The sequence below is a fragment of the Streptomyces sp. NBC_00247 genome, assembly GCF_036188265.1.
Taxonomy (GTDB): Bacteria; Actinomycetota; Actinomycetes; order Streptomycetales; family Streptomycetaceae; genus Streptomyces.
The window spans coordinates 4,017,354-4,036,315 of sequence record NZ_CP108093.1 but is presented as its reverse complement, the minus strand read 5'-3'; the positions used below and the strand labels follow the sequence as shown (position 1 = coordinate 4,036,315).

Below are 18,962 nucleotides of genomic sequence, written 5' to 3'. Positions count from 1 at the left end.
GGAGCGCCCGTCTCACCGGACGGACAGGGTCTTTCGCCCCGTCGCCGAGGGACTACGCTCCGACTCGTGGCCGACATTCAGATTCCCGCTGACATCAAGCCCGCCGACGGACGTTTCGGCGCCGGGCCCTCCAAGGTGCGGACGGAGGCGCTCGACGCGCTGGCCGCCACCGGAACCTCTCTCCTCGGTACGTCCCATCGCCAGGCCCCGGTCAAGAACCTGGTCGGCGAGGTGCGCGAGGGCGTGCGCAGCCTCTTCTCCCTCCCCGAGGGTTACGAGGTCGTCCTCGGCAACGGCGGGTCCACCGCGTTCTGGGACGTCGCGACGCACGGTCTCATCGAGACGAAGTCCCAGCACCTGAACTTCGGTGAGTTCTCCTCGAAGTTCGCCAAGGCCGCGAAGCTCGCGCCCTGGCTGGCGGACCCGTCCGTGATCTCCTCCGAGCCCGGCACCCACCCGGAGCCGCAGGCCGAGGAGGGCGTCGACGTCTACGCCTTCACCCACAACGAGACCTCCACGGGTGTCGCGGCGCCGATCAAGCGCGTCGCCGGTGCCGACGAGGGCGCGCTCGTCCTGGTCGACGCCACCTCGGGCGCCGGCGGTCTGCCGGTCGACATCACCGAGACGGACGTCTACTACTTCGCCCCGCAGAAGTCCTTCGCCTCCGACGGCGGCCTGTGGATCGCGGCGTTCTCCCCGGCGGCCCTGGAGCGCGCGGCGCGCGTCCACGCCTCCGGCCGCCACGTCCCCGAGTTCTTCTCGCTGCCCACGGCGATCGACAACTCGACGAAGAACCAGACGTACAACACCCCGGCCCTCTCCACCCTCTTCCTGCTCAACGAGCAGCTGAAGTGGCTGAACGGCCAGGGCGGCCTGGACTTCGCGACCGGCCGCACCCGCGCCTCCTCCCAGAACCTCTACGGCTGGGCCGAGGACTCGAAGCACGCGACCCCGTTCGTCACCGACCCGGCGAAGCGCTCGCAGGTCATCGGCACGATCGACTTCTCGGACGACATCGACGCCGCCGCGGTCGCCAAGGTGCTCCGCGCCAACGGCATCGTGGACACCGAGCCCTACCGCAAGCTGGGCCGCAACCAGCTGCGCGTGGCGATGTTCCCGGCGATCGACCCGGCCGACGTCCAGGCTCTGACCGCCTGCATCGACTACGTGATCGAGAAGCTGTAACCGCTGCGGCACCCCGGCTCACCGCCTGGACGACGGCCCCGTACACCTCGGTGTGCGGGGCCGTCGCCGTACCGCCTCACCCTCGCGGGTGATCTTGCGGCTTCGTCGTGGCGGGTACCCGCACGGCCGAGTCGGCACGACCGGCCGGCTGACCGCCCCGCTCAGCCACGGGCTTGCGCGCCAGCACGAACCCCTGCGGGGTCGGCTCCGGGAACGCGCCGTCGGTGTCGGCCTCGCGCACGGTACGTACCCGGGGCTCGAAGCCCGCCGCGCCGAGCAGGGCGGCGACGGCCTCGGGGCGGCGGCGGTGGAAGTCGAGTCGGATCGGGCGTCCCCAGGCGTCGGTGCGGTGGCGGGTCTCGTCGCCGGCCTGGAAGCCGAGTTGTACGTGCGCTCCCGGGGCCAGCACCCGGTGGAATTCGGCGAAGACCGCGGGGAGCAGGGCGTCCGTGATGTGGATGACCGAGTACCAGGCGAGCAGCCCGCCGAGCGACCCGTCCGGCAGGTCGAGGGCGAGCATCGAGCCCTCCTCGAACCGGATGCCGGGGTGTTCGGCGCGTGCCACCGCGAGCATCCCGGGCGACAGGTCGATCCCGAACACGTCGGCGCCGAGCCCGTGCAGGTGGCCGGTGACCCTGCCCGTACCGCATCCCACGTCGGCGAGCGGCCGGCCGCCGCCGGTCTCCCGTACCAGCTCCACGAACCCGGCGAGCAGAGCGCGTTCGAGCGGTTTGGCGTCCAGTTCGGCGCGGAACCGGGCGGAGTACTCGGCGGCCACGACGTCGTACGAGGCCCGGGTGGCGCGTACGAAGTCGGGTTCGGGGGCCTCGGGCTCGGGCCGTACGGGTCCCGTCCGCTCGAACACCACCTCCGAGGCGTCCAGTACCCGGCTGCTGCGTCCGGGGTGGCGGAGGTTACGGAAGATCGCGTTGTGGTGGCGCACCGCCTGGTCCGGGGCCGCGTACGCACCGTCGTCGGCGCCCCGCACGGAGGTGGTGTGCCCGTCGGCCACCAGGACCAGGTCGTAGCCGTGGCTCAGCGCGGAGCGTGCGGTGGTGTCCACGCAGATCTCGGTGGCGAAGCCGGTGACGACCACCTCGGTGACGCCGTGCGCCTTCAGCAGGGCGTCGAGACCGGTGGAGAGGAAGCTGTCCGGGGCGGTCTTGCGGAGGACGGCCTCCTCGGCGCCGGGCGCGAGTTCGGGGACGGGCCGTCGGTCCTCGGGGTCCGTGCCCGGCTCTCCCCCCTCGTCCAGCACGGTGACGATCAGGGAGCCCGCTTCGAGGGCGCGTCGGCGAAGCCCGGCGATGGTGGCGACGGTCTCGGAGGCCCGGTGGGCGACGGCCGTCGCGCCGTTCTGCATGTCGATGACGAGGAGTGCGGAGGAGGTCGGCATGGGAGGAGATCGTAGGGGGAGCCGGGCGGGGATGCGGGCGGGGCGGAGTCGCGCAGGCTTGCCCCGGGCGACCCGGGTCGTCCGGCCATGCGCCCCGGGTCAGGCTTTCGCCGTCACGGCTTCCGGACGTTCGGGGCGGACGATCAGTCCCCAGGCGCTGACCGCGGCGGCGAGGTAGGCGAGGCCGACCAGCAGGAAGCACACGGCGGGCCCGCTGTCCCAGTCGTCGACCGTGCCGAGCACCACGCTCATGACGGCGATGCCGACCAGGGTCCCGATCTGCCGGTTGGCGTTGAGGACGGACCCGGCGACGTTGGCGTTCTCGGGACCGGCGGAGTCCACGAGGGCCGCGGTCATTCCCGGGGAGATGACGCCCGCGCCGATGTTGGCGACGCCGACGGCCACGGCCACCGTCCAGTACGGCGTGGACGAGTCGACGGTGGTCATGGTCAGCGACGCGATGCCGGCGACGAGGAGGAAGAGCGTCAGCAGCGTCCCGTTGGAGAACCGCGCGGAGATACGGGCGTAGACGAGGTTGGCCAGGGGGAACCAGACGGTCATGGGCAGGAGTTCCAGCCCGGCTCGGAGCGCACCGGCCCCCCGGGCGTGCTGGAGGTAGAGCGCGAGCATGAACATGCTGCCGTAGAGCGCGAAGTTGAAGAGGAAACCCACCAGGTTCGCACCGGTGAAACTCGGTCTGCGGAACAGTCCCCACGGCATGACGAGGTTGTCGGCGCGTAGCTCGCGCGCCACCAGCGCACCGCCGGCGACCACGAGCACGGCGTACGGGACCAGCAGCGCTCCGGCGTCCCAGCCGAGCCGTGGCCCCTCGATGAGCGCGTAGCTCAGGGCGGCGAGCGCGGCGATCCACAGGAGGTGACCGGGCACGGCGAGCCTGACGCGGTGGATCGCGGCTTCGGCGATGCACCGCCTGGTCAACAGGATGCCGACGATGCCGATGGGCAGGTTGAGGAAGAAGATGCTCTGCCATCCGAACGCGCTGACCAGCAGACCGCCGACGCTCGGGCCGAGGCCGGCCGAGGTGGCCACGATCGCCGACCACAGACCCAGCATGCGGGTCCGTTCGCGCCTCTCGGGGAACGACAGCACCAGCAGGGAGAGCGAGCTCGGCATGAAGAGGGCCGCCCCCACACCCTGGACGAGTCGTGCGCCGACCAGGACGGCGGCGTTCGGGGCGAGGGCGCAGCCGAGCGAGGCGACGAAGAAGACCGCCATGCCCCACAGGTAGACGTTCTTCGCGCCGAGACGGTTCGCGAGACCGCCGCCCAGCAGCAGGAACGAGCTGAAGACCAGGACATAGCCGTCCACGATCCAGGTGAGCTCGGACAGCGAGGCGTGCAGGTCCTCCTGGATCGCCGCACCCGCGACGTTGACGACGGTCACGTCCAGCGCGGCCATGATGAAGCCGGTGGCCAGGGCGGTCAGCCGCAGGCCCGGTGACGCCCCGCGCGGGGGCGGTGCGACCTCGGTGAGCGGTAACGCGATGGGGGGTGTCCTGGGCATCGTGCTCTCCTCCGGCTGAGTCGGTAGGCCGGGGGGGCGCTCCGGCCGTTCCTCCGGTCATTGAAGAGAGTATGTCGACGACTGTCAAACTTCACGCCCATCAACCTTCCCGGCGGTTGCGTAGGATGGGCCACCGCGTTCGAACGCAGGGAGGCTGGGCAACGTGACCACGCAGACGGACGGACGCATCACCGATCACGTCGCCGCCGAGGACATGACCCTCCAGGACGTGCTGGACGCGTTGGTCGACCCGGTACGGCGCAGCATCGTCCGTCAACTCGCCGAATCCGAGCGGAACATGGCGTGCGGGACCTTCGACATCGACGTCACGAGGTCCACCAGCAGCCACCACTTCAAGGTGCTGCGGCGCGCGGGGCTCATCCGGCAGTACTACGAGGGCACGACGAAGCGGAACACCCTGCGCCGCGCGGACCTGGACCGCGCTTTCCCCGGCCTCCTCGACGCGGTCATCGAGGCGTCACGCCACGAGACGGCGCGCTGAGCCCTCCCCACCGGGCCGCCGGGGCACCCAGCCGGCCGACGGGATCGTCCGCACGGCCGCCCGGTGCGTGGTGTTGCCGGCCCACCCGCGCGCCGGACGAGCAGCCGACGAACCCGGGCACAGGCACGCGGACACCCGGGCACAGGCACGCGGAAGGGGCGCCCCGCCGGTGGGTACCGGCGGGACGCCCCGTCCCAAGCTGCCCGCGCCTCCGGCCGGAGACGGCTCGTCAGCCCGCCCAGACCTCGGCTTCGTCGGCCGGGACGGCGGTGGAGAGGCCCAACTCCTTGCGGGCGGCGACCGACTTGCTCGGGTCGATGCCCGTGAAGGCGGCGTCGTAGGCGATGTAGAAGGAGTCGACGTCGGCGGCGTTCGCGGCCTTCTTCCACGCCTCGTTCGCCTTGGTGAGCTGCTCGCGCAGCTTGACGGTCTCCGGCTGGTCGATGCCCTGGAGCGCGGCGACGTGGGTGTCGAGCGCCGCGTTCACGGCGGTGGCCTGAGCCTTGTAGCCGTCGAGGTCGTCCTCGACGGCGTCCGCCTCGGGCTGGTTCGCCCAGAGCGCCTCGTAGAGGGCGCCCGATCCCTTGAGGTAGGCGAGCTGGTCGGCGTTCATGGGCTTGCTCTTCAGCGAGCCGGTGATCTTGCCGGAGTCCTTGGTGTACGTGCAGGTGATGAGGCGGTCACCGGTCGACCAGGACTCTTTGGTCGGCTGGTAGTACGAGCCGGAGACGCCGGCCGGGACGGCCCAGGTGTCCGGGGCGAACTTCAGCTCCTCGGCCGGGCAGCGGGTGTCCGCGGCTTCGACGATCGCGTCGTCGCCGGGGTAGGTGCCGTCACCCTCTTCGATCTTGAATTCCCCGTAGACCTGGCCGTCGTGCGCCTCGGTGCACGGCACGACCTCGATCGCGAACTCCTCGCCCGTCTCCCCCTCGGCGAGGGGCTTCGAGTTCGGGTTGTAGCAGTCGCCCTGCTTGAGGTCGAAGACCGACTTCTGGCGAGCGGCCTTCTTTATGCCCTCCTTGGCGCTCTCGGCGACGGAGCAGCCGGACGCGCCGATGGCGAGAAGTGCGACAGCCACGCATATACCGCGCGTGGAACGGGACTTGACACCGAAAGACATAGCGTGTGAATCCTCAAGCGGAAGTAAAGGGAGCGAACTGATGTGCGCATCGTATGGCATGGCTGTGACAACGCTGTGCATCCTGCGTTTACGCTCGTCGATCCCGGGTACGAGTTTCCGCCCGTCAGGCGCCCGCACGCCGCCGCTTCGCCCGGATCACGACCCACACCGCGCCGATCACGATCAGCCCGCCGAGCAGCGACGTGCCCTTCCCGGTCGCGCTCCCGCCGTCTCCACCGCCCTCAAAACCGTCGCCGGCCCCCTTCCCTCCGGCCTCCGACGAGGCGGACCCGCCGTCCGACGCGCTCGGTTCGGGCGTGGACTGGGCCGCGTTGGTGCCCTTCACCTCCAGCCGACGCACCTGGCTCCCCGGGCCCTCGGCGCCGAGCATCAGCGCCGTGCCGTCCGCCGTGTACGTGACCGACTCGGCCTGCATCATGAACGGGGCGCCCAAGCCGCGTTCGTCGCCGAGCTTCCCGTCGTCGAAGGTGTACGCGTCGGCGCCGAGGTAGCCGCGCAGCACCAGCCGCGTACCGTCCGGGGAGAACGTCCCGTCGGTCACCCACGGCACCTCGGCGACGCGCTTGAAGACGTTGTTCCCGCTGGTGGAGAGGTGTTCGGGGCCTTCGTAGAGGCCGCCGCCCGCCTGGTTCTTGGAGGCGATCCAGACCCGGCCGGTCTTCGGGTGGACCATCAGCGCCTCGGCGTCCCGGGCCCCGTCCGCGTACGTCACGTCGAACTGGGTGGCGCGCACCGTGACGTCCTTGAGCTCCTTCGGCTCGGGAAGCCGGTAGATCCAGACGTGGTCCCAGGTGCCGTTGAGGTTGTCGCCGATGTCGCCGACGTAGAGGTTGCCGTCCGGGCCGAGGGAGATCGCCTCGACGTCGCGGGGCTCGCCCACGCCGGTCATGGTGACGGTGGCGACGGTCTCGCCGGTGCGGGAGTCGACGGCGTAGAGGTAGGGGCCGTCCTCGCTGTCGTTGTGGGTCCAGTAGACGCCGGGGTGGATGCGGCTCGCGGCGAGGCCGCTGGACTCGGTGATCCGAGGGTCCTTGATGGTGAAGGTCTGGTCGGCGCCTGTGTCCGCCAGCGCCGGAACGGCCCCCGCGAGCAGCAGCAGGGCGGCGGTACCGAGGGCGGTGAGAGAGGCACGCATGGCGCAAGTGTCCATCATCACGGTGCGGCCCGAAGGCGGGATCGGGGATGATGACGCCATGCGTTCCCTGTCTGCCGCCGCCGAATCCACGCCCTGCGGTGGTGCGGCATGACCGTTCGCGCGGACGCCGTGCGCTTCCTGTTCGTCGGCGACTCGATGACCGTGGGCCGGGCGGGCGACTTCACCTGGCGCCACCGGATGTGGCAGCACCTCGAAGCGACCCTCGGCGAGGGTGGTTACGCCATCGTCGGCCCGCGCACCGGCCTGTACGACGCCGAGGCGGACGCCCCGGTCTCCACCGCGTACGCCGACCCGTCGTTCCCCGCACCGGCCCGGCGCCACCTGGCCGGCTGGGGCGAGGGCTGGCTGCACATGGCGCCGCTGATCGAGGACGCGGTGGCCAGGTCCGGTGCGGACGTGCTGCTCGTCTCGCTCGGCCTGATCGACCTCGGCTTCTACACCGACAGCGACCAGACGGCGGCGAACGCCCGCGCCTTCATCGCCGCCGCCCGCGCCGCGAACCCGCACGTCAGGCTCGTGCTCCTGCCGGTCATCCCGAACGTCCGGGCCGAGTCCGACGCACCCTTCGCCGACTCCTGCGCGCGCTTCAACGCGCTGCTCGCCCAAGCCGTCGCGGACCTGGACACCCCTGTGTCCCCGCTCCTGCTGGCCGCACACCCGTCCGGCTACGACATCCACACCGATACGTACGACGGCACGCACCCGGGCCCGAGCGGCGAGCACAAGCTGGCCGCCACCTTCGCGGAGACGATGCACCGGGCGTGGTCACTGGGCGGCCCGTACGCGCCCGAGTTGGTGCCGGAGCTCGCCCTCTGAAGCCGGGCATGCACACTTCCTTCACCCCACCTCCGGAACATGTGCGTGCCACTGATAATCTGCGGCCTCCCGCCTGCCGGTGACACGTCCCGGCAGGCGGGACCTGGATTCCCGTACGTCCCGTACGTGACGAAGAGGTGTTCATTGAAGGCAATGCGCAGGTCCGGCACGATCGTCGCGGTCGCGGGCACGCTCGCGCTCTCCGCACTCGCCGTCGCCCCGGCCGCCCAGGCGGCGTCCACCGGCATCACGGTGACCAACGTCGTCGTCAACGGTGGCAAGCCGATCGTGGTGGGTACGTCCGACACCAAGGAACCGGCCGTCAGCTTCCGCGTCACGGTGCCCGCCGGGTACTCGGTCGACGACTTCCAGTACACCGCGGAACCGATTCTCTACCATGGCTCCACCCCGGCCAAGGCCGTCGCGGCCGGTGACGTCCTCATCATGGGCGCGTACCAGTGCAACAGGGTGAGCACCCGGATCGCCGACTGCAAGGGCAACTTCTGGATCAAGCCCAAGCAGCTCAACTCCAGTGCGGACGCGGGCACATGGAAGATCGGCACCTTCGCTCAGCTCTTCCGCACCAACGGAAGCCTCCTCGCGGAGGAGTACAAGACCGGGACGGGCACCGCCGCCGTACGCCGCTGGGCGAGTCTCACCGTGAACGCGGGCCCGGAACCGGTCGTCAAGGGCAAGACCCTCACGGTCACCGGCACGCTCACCCGCGCCGACTGGGCGACCCACAAGTACGTCGGGTACGGCAGCCAGACCGCCTCGCTCCAGTTCCGCAAGGCGACCAGCTCGACGTACTCCACGGTGAAGACGGTCAAGGCGAGCTCGACCGGCGCACTGAAGACGACCGTGACCGCCTCGGTGGACGGCTACTGGCGGTGGACCTTCGGCGGTACGCCCACCACGGGCACCGCCACGGCCACCGGTGACTACGTCGACGTGCGCTGAGAACCCGGCCCGGGCCTTCCGGGTGGGCCCGGAACGACTTCGGCCGGGACGTGGGGCGCCTCCCACGTCCCGGCCGAAGTCATCAACCGGCCTGGAAGAACAGGCCTTTCAGCCTGAACGCTGCGTCCCCAGCATCGACAGCGCCAGCTCCCACAGCTCACGCGAGACCTCTTCGGGCCGGGCCCGCCGGGATCGCCGGGTGTGGTGGGCCATCAGTTCGTGGACCGTACCGACCATGACGAGGACGTCCGCCTTGTGGTCGCCCTCTTCCGCCTCGCCCCGCATGACCGCGCGCTGGGTCTCGCCGGTCAGCCAGTGCGCCCACACGTCACGCCACCGCTTGCAGTGCGCGTCCACCGCGTGGCTCACGCCCAGCACTTCGACGAAGGTCACCCGGGCTTCGCGGGGGTCCTCCGTCACCGCCTTCACGTAGGCGTCGAAGAGGACCCTCGTGCGCTCGGCCATCGAGCACTCGTCCATGCCCTCGGCCATCATGGCGTTCTCGGCGGCGCGCAGGCCCTTGGTCGTCACCCAGTCGTGCAGGGCGATCAACAGGCCTTCCAGCGAGCCGTATTCCTCGTAGAGCATCGACACCGGCACGCCGGCTTTCTGGCAGACCTCTTCGTCGGTGGTCTGCTTGTAGCCGTACGTGCCGAACATCGCGCGTGCCGCGTCGAGTAGTTGGACGCGCTCCCGTGTGCGAATCCTGTCCACGGACTCGGTCCCCAGAGTCCCCCAGCTGTCCGTCACCGGTCCTCCTTAGGCAGAAACGCGGGAGAGGGTCAGGTCGCCTCTGCATCGAACCGCCCGAGTCATTCTGCTCGCACATCACTCTCGATGCGCGAAACGCCACACTCTGCCACCCATGCAGCTATCGAACGCGGAAGCGTTGACGTGCGAAATACCGTACGAAAGACCACCTCCCACCCACCCTCGTCCGAGGGGTAATTCGAAGACCTGCACGGAAATTCCGCCCAACCCACTCGGACGAGTGACACCTTCCCGCTGGCGCACACGGCGCGGTCGGGCGCGTCGCCCGGCGCCGCGCGCCTTCCGCCGCTGCCTGCCGAGTGCAACTCCGCGTGACGGAACGGGCAACGGCCCACAGCCACGCCGACCCGACCGCGTCACAGCACGAGCCCGTCACAGACCGAGCGCGGTGTAGGCGGCGGCCTCCTCGGTCGAGTCGGTGTCCGCGCCCGGCGCGAGGGCCGCACCGATGTGGACGTCGCGCCAACCGCCCTTGCCGTTCCCGGCCAGGCCCTCCTCCCCCCGGGCCCGGGCCGCCGCCTCCCGGCTGGCCGCCCACGCCGCCCACGCTTCCGCCGACTGGCACGCACCGCACTTGGTCTGACCACCCACCGCCCGGAACACATGCTCGTCGCCCGGCCCTTCGCAGATCACCAGCGGCACCGGAGGCTCGTAAGGCAACGCGTCAGAACGCTCGGCGAGGGGCTTCCCGTCCACACCCTGGGGACGTGATGCCGCCACGGACCCCGCACCCGGCGAACCACCCGGCCGCACCCCCGAGGCGGCAGCCGCCAAGACGTCGAAGTGGCCGCGTTCCGCCGGCATCTTGTGCTCCAGCCGGTACCGCAGGAAGCCCACCGGCGAGTACACCCCCTCCTCCGGGAGCCACGAGATCAGCGTCTGCCGCAGGTCCGCCGTCGACACACCCCGCCGCAACCACTCGGCGGCCAAGTCCACCAGCACCCGCGCCTCCCTCAGTCCCAGCGCCAGCTGCTTCGTGCCGCGCCGCAGCGACAACAGCACCCGCTCCGCCTCCACCGCCTCGAAACTCCGCTCCCCCACCGGCTCGTCCTCCGGCACGGCGACAGCCGCAGGAGCGGGTCGCTTCCGCCCCGCACGCGGAGCGGGCACCGGTACGGGTACGGGCTCAGGTACGACCGCTGGTACGGGCACGGGAACGGCCGCCGGAAGAGCCGCCGGAAGAGCCGCCGGAACGGGAACAGCCACGGGAACGCGTTCGGGTACGGCCGCCGGTACGGGTGCATACGCGGGCGCCTCCGCACCCGCCCCGGCCGAGGCCCCCACCGGCTCCGGCACGCACTCCGGAACCGTCTCCGGCGCCCACTCCAGCACCCGCCCGTCAGACTCCCGCGACTTCCGCGACTCCTCCGGCTCCCCTTCGTCCAGCCATTCAGGCGGCTCCGCCCAGAATCCCTCGCCGTCCTCAGCCGCGAATTGCGACACCTTCACGAACTCACGTGCGTGCCGCGCTCGTTCATTTTTCGATTCGCGATTCGAGCGGGTAGGTAGGGAGGATGAGTGCGCCGACAGTTCTACGTGAGGTGGGTAATCGCCGACCGACGGGGACCTTGGTTCACCGACCGCCCGACTGTGGTCACTCGGCGCGACCTGCACAGACGCATCCTCCGCACAGCGCCCGTGTTCCTCGGCCAACTCCTCTCCCCCGGGGCCCGGATACTCCCGGCAGCTCTGCCAGTACGCCTCCGCCTGCTGACGGGAACTCGGCGCGTTCGACAGGATCTGCGCCGTGGCCCACAGGCCGCCGGAACGCCGGTAGCGCCATTCGTGCAGATACCCCTCGCGCTTCAGGCACTTCTTGGCCTTCTTGTACGGCCCGTGCTCGATCCCCGCGTCCCTGGCGAAGTCCCACAGCGGCCCGAGCATCCTCGGCCGTTGCACCGACGGAAGGCTCTCCATGTACAACACGATGATCTTCGCGTCACTGTTCATCCGCCGCGAGCCGACCAGCCCGCCCGAACGCCGTCCGGCGCCGGACACCGGAGAGATAGCATGCCAAAGCATCCCTGTGGACCTTTCTCGTCCATGAGTGGTGAAGGCCCTCGGTGCGGTGTGACAGCACCTCCGGGGGCCGCTCCACGCACGGGAGAGTGCACGGAACGTGATGACGCGATCACCGTACATCACGCCGTGGGCACCCTTGTCACGATTTCGGCAACAACAACCCCTGGGCGTGACGGCGGACTTCGCGCCACCCCGTACGCCACCTCACGCCACCCTCGCCACACCGGTTGTCGCGTACCGCAGTTGCCTCAGGGGCAGCGGCTGGGCTGTCCACCGGCGCACTGTTCATCGGCGGGCTGTTCATCGGCGGGCTGTTCATCGGCGCACTGTCCACCGGCGGGCTCACCGGCCGGGTACGGCACGAACTGGCTCACCTGATGCGTGGTCGGGTGCTTCAGGCGCCCGCACAGCATGGAGATCTGGAACATCGCCCCGTCGACCCCTGCCTCACGCAGGCCACGGAGGAAATCCCTCAACTCCGCCTGTTCGGTGGTCTGCAGCACGATCTCCCACCGCCCCAGCTCCGGTGCGGTGCGAGCGGCGGCCCGCCGCCCCTCGGCCTCACGCCGCCGCTTCCTCTTCGCTTGCCCTGGCATGGGTCCAGTATCACCGGCCCGTCACACACGAACGGTCGCTCTTCCGGTTCGCCGGACGCGCGCGGAGCGCGACCCGCCGGGGCGGGCGCTGAACGTACGGTGGTGCACCGGGCGCGGCCAGTCGTCGGGCCTCCTCCCACCCACCGGGGCCCCTGCGTCACTACCATCGGGCGCCATGAGCGAATCCGAGCACGTCTTCGACTGGCTGCAGGGCTGGTACTCCGCCCAGTGCGACGAGGACGGGGAGCACGAGTGGGGCGTGAAGATCGACTCGCTCGACAATCCCGGCTGGTCCGTTCGCATCGACCTGGAGGAGTCCGACCTGGAAGGGGTCGACTTCCCTCGCCAGGACCTCAAGCGCAGCAAGCACGACTGGATCATGGCCCAGGTCTCTGACCTGGGCTTCGACATCTCGTGCGGACCTGGCAACCTCACCGAGGCACTCACCCTCTTCCGCAGGTGGGCGGTGGAGAACACCCCCGACGAGCCCGTACCCGCCTGATGCCTAAGGGGACTTCAGCGCCGAGCACGTAGCCACCCATGCCCTCACTGGAGCCGTCCGTATGCCTGGTCTCTCTCACCTCTCCGCCGTCCGCGAGTCGTACGACACCGTCGCCGCCGCCTACGTCGAAAAGGTGCCCTGCCCATCGGAGTTGGACCCGCTGTCCCGAGGGATGCTGAACGTCTTCGCCGAGGTCGTACGCACGGCCGGCCTCGGCCCTGTCGCCGACCTGGGATGCGGTCCCGGCAAAGTCACGGCCTACCTCGCCGAGCACCACGTGCCGGTCTTCGGCCTGGACCTGTCACCCGCCATGGTTCGGCTGGCCCGTAGCGCCCACCCCGAGCTGCGTTTCGGCGTCGGCTCGATGACCTCGCTCCCGGTCAGGCACGACGTGCTCGGCGGCATCCTCGCGTACTACTCCACCCACCACACCCCACCGGCACTGCTGCCGCTCGTCTTCGGCGAGTTCCGCCGAACCCTCGCGCCCGGCGGCTCGCTGATGCTGGCCGGCCACGTAGGGAACGGCCGGCACCTGCGTCCCAGCCACGCGTACGGCGGTCATCCGGTGTCCTACACGTCCTACCTCCTGCCGCCCGACCGGATCGCCGGACTCCTGAAACAGGCCGGGTTCGTCCTCACCGCACGTCTGGTGGAGGAACCGCGCGAAGGAGCCGAGAGGGCTTTCGCCACCTTCCTCGCCCACAAGCCCGAACGGCCGTCCGGAGCAGGCGGAGGGGCGTAACCACACGTCCCGGTAGGCCAGTTGCCCGTCCCGAGTCTCAGCTGCCAGCGCCCCGCCGCTCCGCTCCCCTTCAGCTGTGGCGCATCCAGATGTTGGGCTCCCGATACACGCCGCAGTCGGCGGACCTGTCGACCCGGAGCAGACTCAGCCCTCCCGGAATCACGTAATCGCCCGACTCGGGGAAGACCATCCCCGTCCAGCGCTCCCACTCGGCGACCGTTCCGGTCATCGTCTGCGAGGCGGGAGCCGCCGAGAGCAACTCGGCACCGAGTCGTTGATGGGTCCGTATCCATGGGTCGAGGGCCATCCCGTCCTCACGGCTCCACCGCATGAAGGTCTCGATGGGCGTCAACGGATACGCGGCCTTGGTGGTCGGGCGCACCGGCGCGACGACCTTGGACAGGCCGGCGCCCTCGCCGGTCCGCCGCAGAGCCCTGAGCATCTCCCCAGCAAGCCCACGCCCCTTGAGGGATGGGGTGACGACGGCTCCGCAGATGACCAGGGTGTCGGCTTCGACCCCCTGCTCACGGCCCTCGACCGCTCGGACGAGGGCCTGGGTGTACCCGGTGGGCAAAGTCCCGGTCAGGCCGTCCCAACGGATGGGAACCCCCCAGCCCGACGCGACCGGCACCTGATGCGCATCCACCAGCGTGAGGTCCAGCCCAGCGAACCACTCGCGGACCCTCCCTATGTACTCCTTCACCAGCCGGTCACCCACGATGAAAGCCGGAAAGCCCTCGCTGAAGAGTTCCTTCACCTGCTCGTCCGGCCAGGTGCGCGCGTCGGTCCGCTCGATCGTCCATGCCATTTCCCTGCTCATTCCTTACCGCTGAAAGCCGCAGCACGGTCGCGGACCGCAACGGCCGATCGCGTGACCTGCACGGCACCGGCTCAACTGTCCCGAGCGATGGTGGCCCGCATGCGGGCCAAACCCGGGGGCGACAGAATCGGTGTCTCGATCGGCGACTTCGCCACCACGGCGGTGGACACGAAGGCGGTCGGGCCCTTCTCCCTCGCCTTCCTGATCTACAACACGATCATGAATCTGACCAGCCAGGAAGCCCAGGTCGCGTGCTTCCGCAACGTCGCCGCGCACCTAGGCCCAATACCGGTGACTTTGGTGGTTTCTGGTCGTTGGGTGGGTTGTGCCAAGGCCGGGTCAGGTGAAGTCGTCAGGTGTTGATCGGTTTTCGGACCGGATCGCGTTGGGGGTGCTGACGCGGGCGTTTCCGCCGGAGCTGGTCGATGAGGTGGTCGCCGAGTGCGGCAGGGTGGAGCAGCGGACGCGTCTGCTGCCGGCGCGGGTGGTGGTCTATTTCGTTCTGGCGATGTGTCTGTTCTTCGGGCAGGGCTATGAAGAGGTGGCTCGGCTTCTGGTTCAGGGGCTGGAGCGGGAGGGCCGGTGGGCGGCGGTCTGGCGGGTGCCCACGACGGCGGCGATCGGTCGGGCCCGGTTGCGGCTGGGGCCGGAGCCGTTGCGGGTCCTGTTCGCCCGGGTGTGCCGGCCGGTGGCGGTCGCGCGGACGCAGGGTGCCTGGTACCGGCAGTGGCGGCTGGTCGCGGTGGACGGCACCGTTTTCGATGTTCCGGACACTGCGGCGAACGCCCAGTTCTTCGGGCGTCCCGGTACCAGTCGCGGGCAGGGGCGCAGTGCGTATCCGCGGGCGAGGGTGGCGGCGCTGGCCGAGTGCGGGACCCATGCCGTGTTCGCGGCCGAGGTCGGACCGCTCACGGTCCACGAGACAGGGCTGGCCCGGCGGTTGTTCCCCTCGTTGACGGAGGGGATGCTCCTGCTCGCCGACCGGGGCTTTTGCGGCCTTGATTTGTGGCGGGCTGCGAAGGCGGGCGGTGCGGACCTGCTGTGGCGGGTCCGCAGCGTCGTGGTGCTGCCGGTCCTGGAAACCCTCGCCGACGGCTCCTACGTGTCGGAGATTGTCGCCGCGCGGGACAACTACCGGCGCGCGGATCCCGAGCGGGTGCGGGTGATCGAGTACGTCCTCGGCCCACGCGACGGCGGCACCGTCTACCGGTTGATCACCACTCTCCTCGACCCCGACCAGGCACCGGCCGAGGAACTCGCCGCCGTCTATGCCCAGCGGTGGGAGATCGAGAACACCCTGGACGAGATCAAGAACCACCAAGGCGTCCCAGGGCTGGTGCTGCGTTCCCGCTACCCACGCGGCGTCGAACAGGAGATCTTCGCGTTCCTGCTGGTCCACCACGCGCTGCGGGACCTGATGCACCAGGCCGCCCTCAAAACCGGCCATGATCCCGACCGGATCTCCTTCACCCGCACCCTGCGCGTCGTCCGCCGCCACGTCACCGGGCAGGCGGCGCTTTCCCCCCTCACGACTGACCCGGTCCCTCACCCAGAGCCTGCGTGAGATCACCGAACGACCGCTGCCCGCACGGCGGTTACGCTCCAACCCCCGCGTGATCAAACGCAAGATGTCCAACTGGGCCCTCAAACGAACCGAGCACCACAGCCCACCACTGCCAGACATCCCGACGGTCCGGCTGGTCAGGCCAACCAGAGCCACCCCAACCAGCCGGAAACCAACCTAAATCACCGGTATTGCACCTAGGCCGTGTCTGATAATTCGCGTCGGTTCGGCGGGCGGTGTCCGGTGCGGTGCATCGCAAGGCGGAGGATCGCCCGTGTACTGGATGTACTCGGGCGGTCCGACAACGCCGCGAGGTGCCGTGCCGGACACCGCCCGCCCGGCGGGAATTGTCAGACACGGCCTAACGCCCGGGGGCTGCTTCGTCGTCGAGGTCATGGTTCCGGAACTGCGCAAGATCCCTGCCGGGCAGAACATCGTCCCCTTCCACAGGAGTCCGACCGGGTGGGCCTACACCGTCTACGACACCGCCACCCACGACGCGACCTGCCACTACATCTCGATCGGAGAGGACGGCCCCGGCGAGGCCCGCTCGGTCCCCTTCCGCTACGTCTGGCCCGCCGAGCTGGACCTCATGGCCCAGATCGCCGGCCTGCGTCTGCGCGACCGCTGGGACGGATGGAGGCGCGAGCCGTTCACCGAGGACAGCACTCAGCACGTATCGGTCTGGGAGAAGCCGATCAGCTGATGACGGCAACATGGTCCCGTGCAACGCGAGCTCGGGGCCGTGGCCGTGCCCTCGCACGGCTGCGTGGGGCCTCGCACCGGGCCGGGTGCGGCCTGCCCTACTTCTTCTTCACGCCCTCGTTCCAGATGAGCTTCACGATGCTCGGCTTGACCGCCGTGGTGATGACGCCCATGGCCGTTCGGACGTACCGCCGCTCCGCCACCTCCCGCAGCATGCTCGCCGCGAGGTCCGCGCGGGCGGTGAAGACACCGTCCGCGCTGGTCTCGGCGGTCCGGTACGCGGTGACGACGGGGTGGTCGAAGAGGCCCGAGGGGCGTACGAACGTCCAGTCCAGGTCCGTACCCCGGATCACCCCCTCCATCCGCCGCATGTCCTCGTGGAGCGTGCGGCCGAGGCGCCGGTTCACCAGCGGATCGAGCACATGGTTGAAGAAGTACGCGCCGCTGGGCCGCCATTGGGGATCGAGGATGTTGGAGCTGACGACGAGCAGCCGTGTGACGCCCTGGCGGGTCATGGCGTCGGTGATGACTGTCCCGCTCGCCGAGTAGGTCGTGACGGGGTTCTTGCTGAAGCGGGTTCCCAGCGTGGAGAGCACGGCGTCCGTCCCCTCGATCGCCGTCGCGACGGCCGCCGGGTCGGTGGCGTCCGCGACCGCCACGGTGAGGCCCGCCCGGGGAACGAGGGAGCCGGGACGGCGGGTCACGGCGACGACCTGGTGGCCGGATGCCAGGGCCTGGTCGGTGAGGAGGCGGCCAGTCGGCCCGTTGGCGCCGAAGACGGTGATGCGCATGGTGTCGGTGGTCCTTTCGTGTGGCTGCCGGAACACCCTTGACTCTGCCGACTGCCCACCACAGGCTCAACGTTGATGAATAACGCCTCCCTCGTCATCGCCCGCCCACCGGCTCGGCCCCGGGGCCGTCCGCGCGGCAATCCGCCCACTCGCGAGACGATCGTGACGGCGGCCCGCGCCCTCTTCCTCGAACTCGGCTACCGCCGCACCACCCTGCGCGCGGTGGCCGCCTCCGCACATGTGGACATGGCCCTCATCGCGTACCACTTCGGCTCGAAACGCGGCCTGTTCGCCGAGGTGATGCGGTGCCAGTGCGTGACCGGGCTCACCGTGGGCGAGGTCCTCGGCGGCGACCCGGCCGCCCTCCCCGACCGGCTGATCGACGCGGTGACGGGCCTGTGGGAGGACGCCGACTTCCGTACGCTCTCCGCCCAGGGCGGCCTGGCCGCCGCCGCGATCGGCGAGTACCTGGAGATCGAGCTGCTGGCCCGGCTCGCTGAATTTCTCGGCGGCCGTGACGCCACCGCCCGTGCCACGGCCGCGGTGACGGTCCTCGGCGGCCTCATCTACACCCGTTACCTCAACCCCCTCCCCACCCCGGCCGCCCTCACCCCGGCCGAGGCCCGCACGGTCCTCGTCCCCGCGCTGCGGGCGGCGCTGGCACCCGGGAGACGGGGACCGACGCCCCGGTCACGGCCGTGAAGTCCCGGAGCGGCACAGCCCTCAGTCGTTCCGGATGCGACGGGCCGCCGCCACGAGCTCGGCCGGCAGCCCGGGACCGGCGCAGGCGTGATCGATCAGCAGGTCCCGGTACGACCTGTTCGCCAGGTCCGGCGCCAGCTCGATGAGCCTGGTCAGCTCGGCGGGCGACCCGGTCAGGCGTGCCCGGTAGGCGGCCCCGGCGGTACGGAGCGTCGGTTCGGACGGCTCGTGCTCCAGGCCCTGATCGATCAGCCGGACGGCGGTTTCGAAGTCGCCCTGCTCGACGCGCAGGTCGGCCAGGTCGAGATGGAGCGACCAGTTGGCCGGGTCCAGGGCCAGTGCGCGCTCCAGGGCCGCCTCGTTCTGTTCCGGATTTCCGAGCTTGCGCCAGGTGCCCGCCCGTACGACCTCCGTCAACATGACCCGTTCCACGGAGTCCGCCCGGTCGCAGAGGGCGAAGGACGCATCGGTCAGACCGCAGGTCCGCAGCAGGATCGCCATCTTGGCCAACGCGTCCGGCGACGGACGCCGGGCAGCGGCCGTGACCACGTCGAAGGCCCGGAACCAGGGCCGGAAGCGTTCCCGCGTGTTCTCGGTGTCCCGGACACGGTCGTAGTCCATCGTCCGCATCGCGGCCTCGGCCAGCGCGTCGGGACTCACCGCGTCGAGGAACCTCGCGTCGCCGAACCAGGGGGCCTCGCCCCATGCGATGTCGGGCTGCACGCCCGTGACCGAACCGAGCGCCTGCGCCGCGCCGTCCGCGTCGCCTTCGAGGAAGCGGATGTACGACTGTGCCAGCACCCGCCGCACGGTGTCGGCGTCCTGGACGACCTCGGCCAGCTCCGAGGGCTTTTCCCTCCACAACTCCTCAAGAGCCGCGTAGGGTTCGGGGGCTCCGGGAGCGGAGGCGATAGCGCCCGCCAGGTAGTGCACGGCTGCGTCCGTGCTGCCCCCGCAGTGGGCCAGCACCTGCGCGAGACCGACTCCGGCTGTCACCGATCGATTCGACATCGCACGAGGGTAACCCCGGCGGCCGTGCGCCGGGCCGCCCCCCGTGGGCACGCCGG

At 70.2% G+C, this 18,962-nt stretch carries 18 protein-coding genes and 3 pseudogenes; 10 read left to right on the top strand and 11 right to left on the bottom strand.

Features of this window, described 5'->3' with window-relative positions:
* The first annotated feature begins 66 nt into the window (after positions 1-66).
* Positions 67-1,185 (top strand): phosphoserine transaminase, encoded by a 1,119-nt coding sequence (serC, locus tag OHT52_RS17370; protein ID WP_328721128.1) that lies wholly within the window; start codon positions 67-69, stop codon positions 1,183-1,185.
* A gap of 76 nt (positions 1,186-1,261) precedes the next feature.
* Here serC and OHT52_RS17365 read toward each other — a convergent pair whose 3' ends face one another.
* The 3 genes and pseudogenes from OHT52_RS17365 to OHT52_RS17355 all read right to left on the bottom strand — a co-directional run bounded on the left by OHT52_RS17365 (position 1,262) and on the right by OHT52_RS17355 (position 4,105).
* Entirely contained in the window at positions 1,262-2,050 is a 789-nt protein-coding gene (locus tag OHT52_RS17365) for a class I SAM-dependent methyltransferase (RefSeq protein ID WP_328723777.1), read from the bottom strand.
* A gap of 117 nt (positions 2,051-2,167) precedes the next feature.
* Positions 2,168-2,581, bottom strand: a pseudogene (locus tag OHT52_RS17360) (cysteine hydrolase family protein); the annotation flags it as partial.
* 99 nt (positions 2,582-2,680) lie between these two features.
* A complete protein-coding gene (locus tag OHT52_RS17355; protein ID WP_328721127.1) occupies positions 2,681-4,105 on the bottom strand; it encodes an MFS transporter in 1,425 nt (474 codons plus the stop codon).
* 163 nt (positions 4,106-4,268) lie between these two features.
* Between OHT52_RS17355 and OHT52_RS17350 the strand changes: the two genes are divergently transcribed.
* Positions 4,269-4,607 carry an ArsR/SmtB family transcription factor gene (locus OHT52_RS17350; RefSeq protein ID WP_328721126.1) on the top strand — a complete coding sequence of 113 codons (339 nt, stop codon included), beginning with the start codon at positions 4,269-4,271 and terminating at the stop codon, positions 4,605-4,607.
* A gap of 229 nt (positions 4,608-4,836) precedes the next feature.
* On the opposite strand, the gene OHT52_RS17345 is transcribed toward OHT52_RS17350, so the two are convergent.
* A complete protein-coding gene (locus tag OHT52_RS17345; RefSeq protein WP_328721125.1) occupies positions 4,837-5,727 on the bottom strand; it encodes a septum formation family protein in 891 nt (296 codons plus the stop codon).
* A gap of 124 nt (positions 5,728-5,851) precedes the next feature.
* Positions 5,852-6,883: a WD40 repeat domain-containing protein gene (locus OHT52_RS17340; protein ID WP_328721124.1), complete on the bottom strand. Its 1,032-nt coding sequence runs from the start codon at positions 6,881-6,883 to the stop codon at positions 5,852-5,854.
* Positions 6,884-6,991: 108 nt separating this feature from the next.
* Between OHT52_RS17340 and OHT52_RS17335 the strand changes: the two genes are divergently transcribed.
* Both OHT52_RS17335 and OHT52_RS17330 read left to right on the top strand, forming a co-directional pair.
* Entirely contained in the window at positions 6,992-7,720 is a 729-nt protein-coding gene (locus OHT52_RS17335; RefSeq protein ID WP_328721123.1) for a GDSL-type esterase/lipase family protein, read from the top strand.
* A gap of 153 nt (positions 7,721-7,873) precedes the next feature.
* A complete protein-coding gene (locus tag OHT52_RS17330; RefSeq protein ID WP_328721122.1) occupies positions 7,874-8,680 on the top strand; it encodes a hypothetical protein in 807 nt (268 codons plus the stop codon).
* 108 nt (positions 8,681-8,788) lie between these two features.
* On the opposite strand, the gene OHT52_RS17325 is transcribed toward OHT52_RS17330, so the two are convergent.
* The 3 genes from OHT52_RS17325 to OHT52_RS17315 form a co-directional block, all read right to left on the bottom strand.
* Positions 8,789-9,430, bottom strand: a complete 642-nt coding sequence (locus OHT52_RS17325) for a TetR/AcrR family transcriptional regulator (protein WP_328721121.1) — start codon at positions 9,428-9,430, stop codon at positions 8,789-8,791.
* Positions 9,431-9,823: 393 nt separating this feature from the next.
* Positions 9,824-10,492: a hypothetical protein gene (locus OHT52_RS17320; protein ID WP_328721120.1), complete on the bottom strand. Its 669-nt coding sequence runs from the start codon at positions 10,490-10,492 to the stop codon at positions 9,824-9,826.
* 1,229 nt (positions 10,493-11,721) lie between these two features.
* On the bottom strand, positions 11,722-11,976 hold the full coding sequence (locus tag OHT52_RS17315) for a hypothetical protein (RefSeq protein ID WP_328721119.1): 255 nt from the start codon (positions 11,974-11,976) through the stop codon (positions 11,722-11,724).
* 268 nt (positions 11,977-12,244) lie between these two features.
* Between OHT52_RS17315 and OHT52_RS17310 the strand changes: the two genes are divergently transcribed.
* Both OHT52_RS17310 and OHT52_RS17305 read left to right on the top strand, forming a co-directional pair.
* Positions 12,245-12,571 (top strand): immunity 53 family protein, encoded by a 327-nt coding sequence (locus OHT52_RS17310; RefSeq protein WP_328721118.1) that lies wholly within the window; start codon positions 12,245-12,247, stop codon positions 12,569-12,571.
* A 61-nt stretch (positions 12,572-12,632) separates the two neighbouring features.
* A complete protein-coding gene (locus tag OHT52_RS17305; RefSeq protein WP_328721117.1) occupies positions 12,633-13,313 on the top strand; it encodes a class I SAM-dependent methyltransferase in 681 nt (226 codons plus the stop codon).
* A 70-nt stretch (positions 13,314-13,383) separates the two neighbouring features.
* Here the strand turns inward: OHT52_RS17305 and OHT52_RS17300 are convergent, their stop codons facing one another.
* Positions 13,384-14,121: a hypothetical protein gene (locus OHT52_RS17300; RefSeq protein WP_328721116.1), complete on the bottom strand. Its 738-nt coding sequence runs from the start codon at positions 14,119-14,121 to the stop codon at positions 13,384-13,386.
* Between the two features lie 87 nt (positions 14,122-14,208).
* On the opposite strand from OHT52_RS17300, the pseudogene OHT52_RS17295 reads away from it, so the two are divergent.
* From OHT52_RS17295 to OHT52_RS17285, 3 genes and pseudogenes are all read left to right on the top strand, one after another.
* Positions 14,209-14,418 (top strand): annotated as a pseudogene (locus OHT52_RS17295) (SAM-dependent methyltransferase); the annotation flags it as partial.
* A gap of 40 nt (positions 14,419-14,458) precedes the next feature.
* A complete protein-coding gene (locus OHT52_RS17290) occupies positions 14,459-15,697 on the top strand; it encodes an IS4 family transposase (protein WP_328721115.1) in 1,239 nt (412 codons plus the stop codon).
* A 361-nt stretch (positions 15,698-16,058) separates the two neighbouring features.
* Positions 16,059-16,403 (top strand): annotated as a pseudogene (locus tag OHT52_RS17285) (SAM-dependent methyltransferase); the annotation flags it as partial.
* A gap of 97 nt (positions 16,404-16,500) precedes the next feature.
* Here the strand turns inward: OHT52_RS17285 and OHT52_RS17280 are convergent.
* Positions 16,501-17,193 (bottom strand): NAD(P)-dependent oxidoreductase, encoded by a 693-nt coding sequence (locus tag OHT52_RS17280; RefSeq protein ID WP_328721114.1) that lies wholly within the window; start codon positions 17,191-17,193, stop codon positions 16,501-16,503.
* Between the two features lie 75 nt (positions 17,194-17,268).
* On the opposite strand from OHT52_RS17280, the gene OHT52_RS17275 reads away from it, so the two are divergent.
* A complete protein-coding gene (locus OHT52_RS17275; RefSeq protein ID WP_328721113.1) occupies positions 17,269-17,895 on the top strand; it encodes a TetR family transcriptional regulator in 627 nt (208 codons plus the stop codon).
* A 21-nt stretch (positions 17,896-17,916) separates the two neighbouring features.
* On the opposite strand, the gene OHT52_RS17270 is transcribed toward OHT52_RS17275, so the two are convergent.
* Complete coding sequence (locus OHT52_RS17270) at positions 17,917-18,906, bottom strand: tetratricopeptide repeat protein (protein ID WP_328721112.1); 990 nt, start codon at positions 18,904-18,906, stop codon at positions 17,917-17,919.
* Positions 18,907-18,962: the final 56 nt, after the last annotated feature.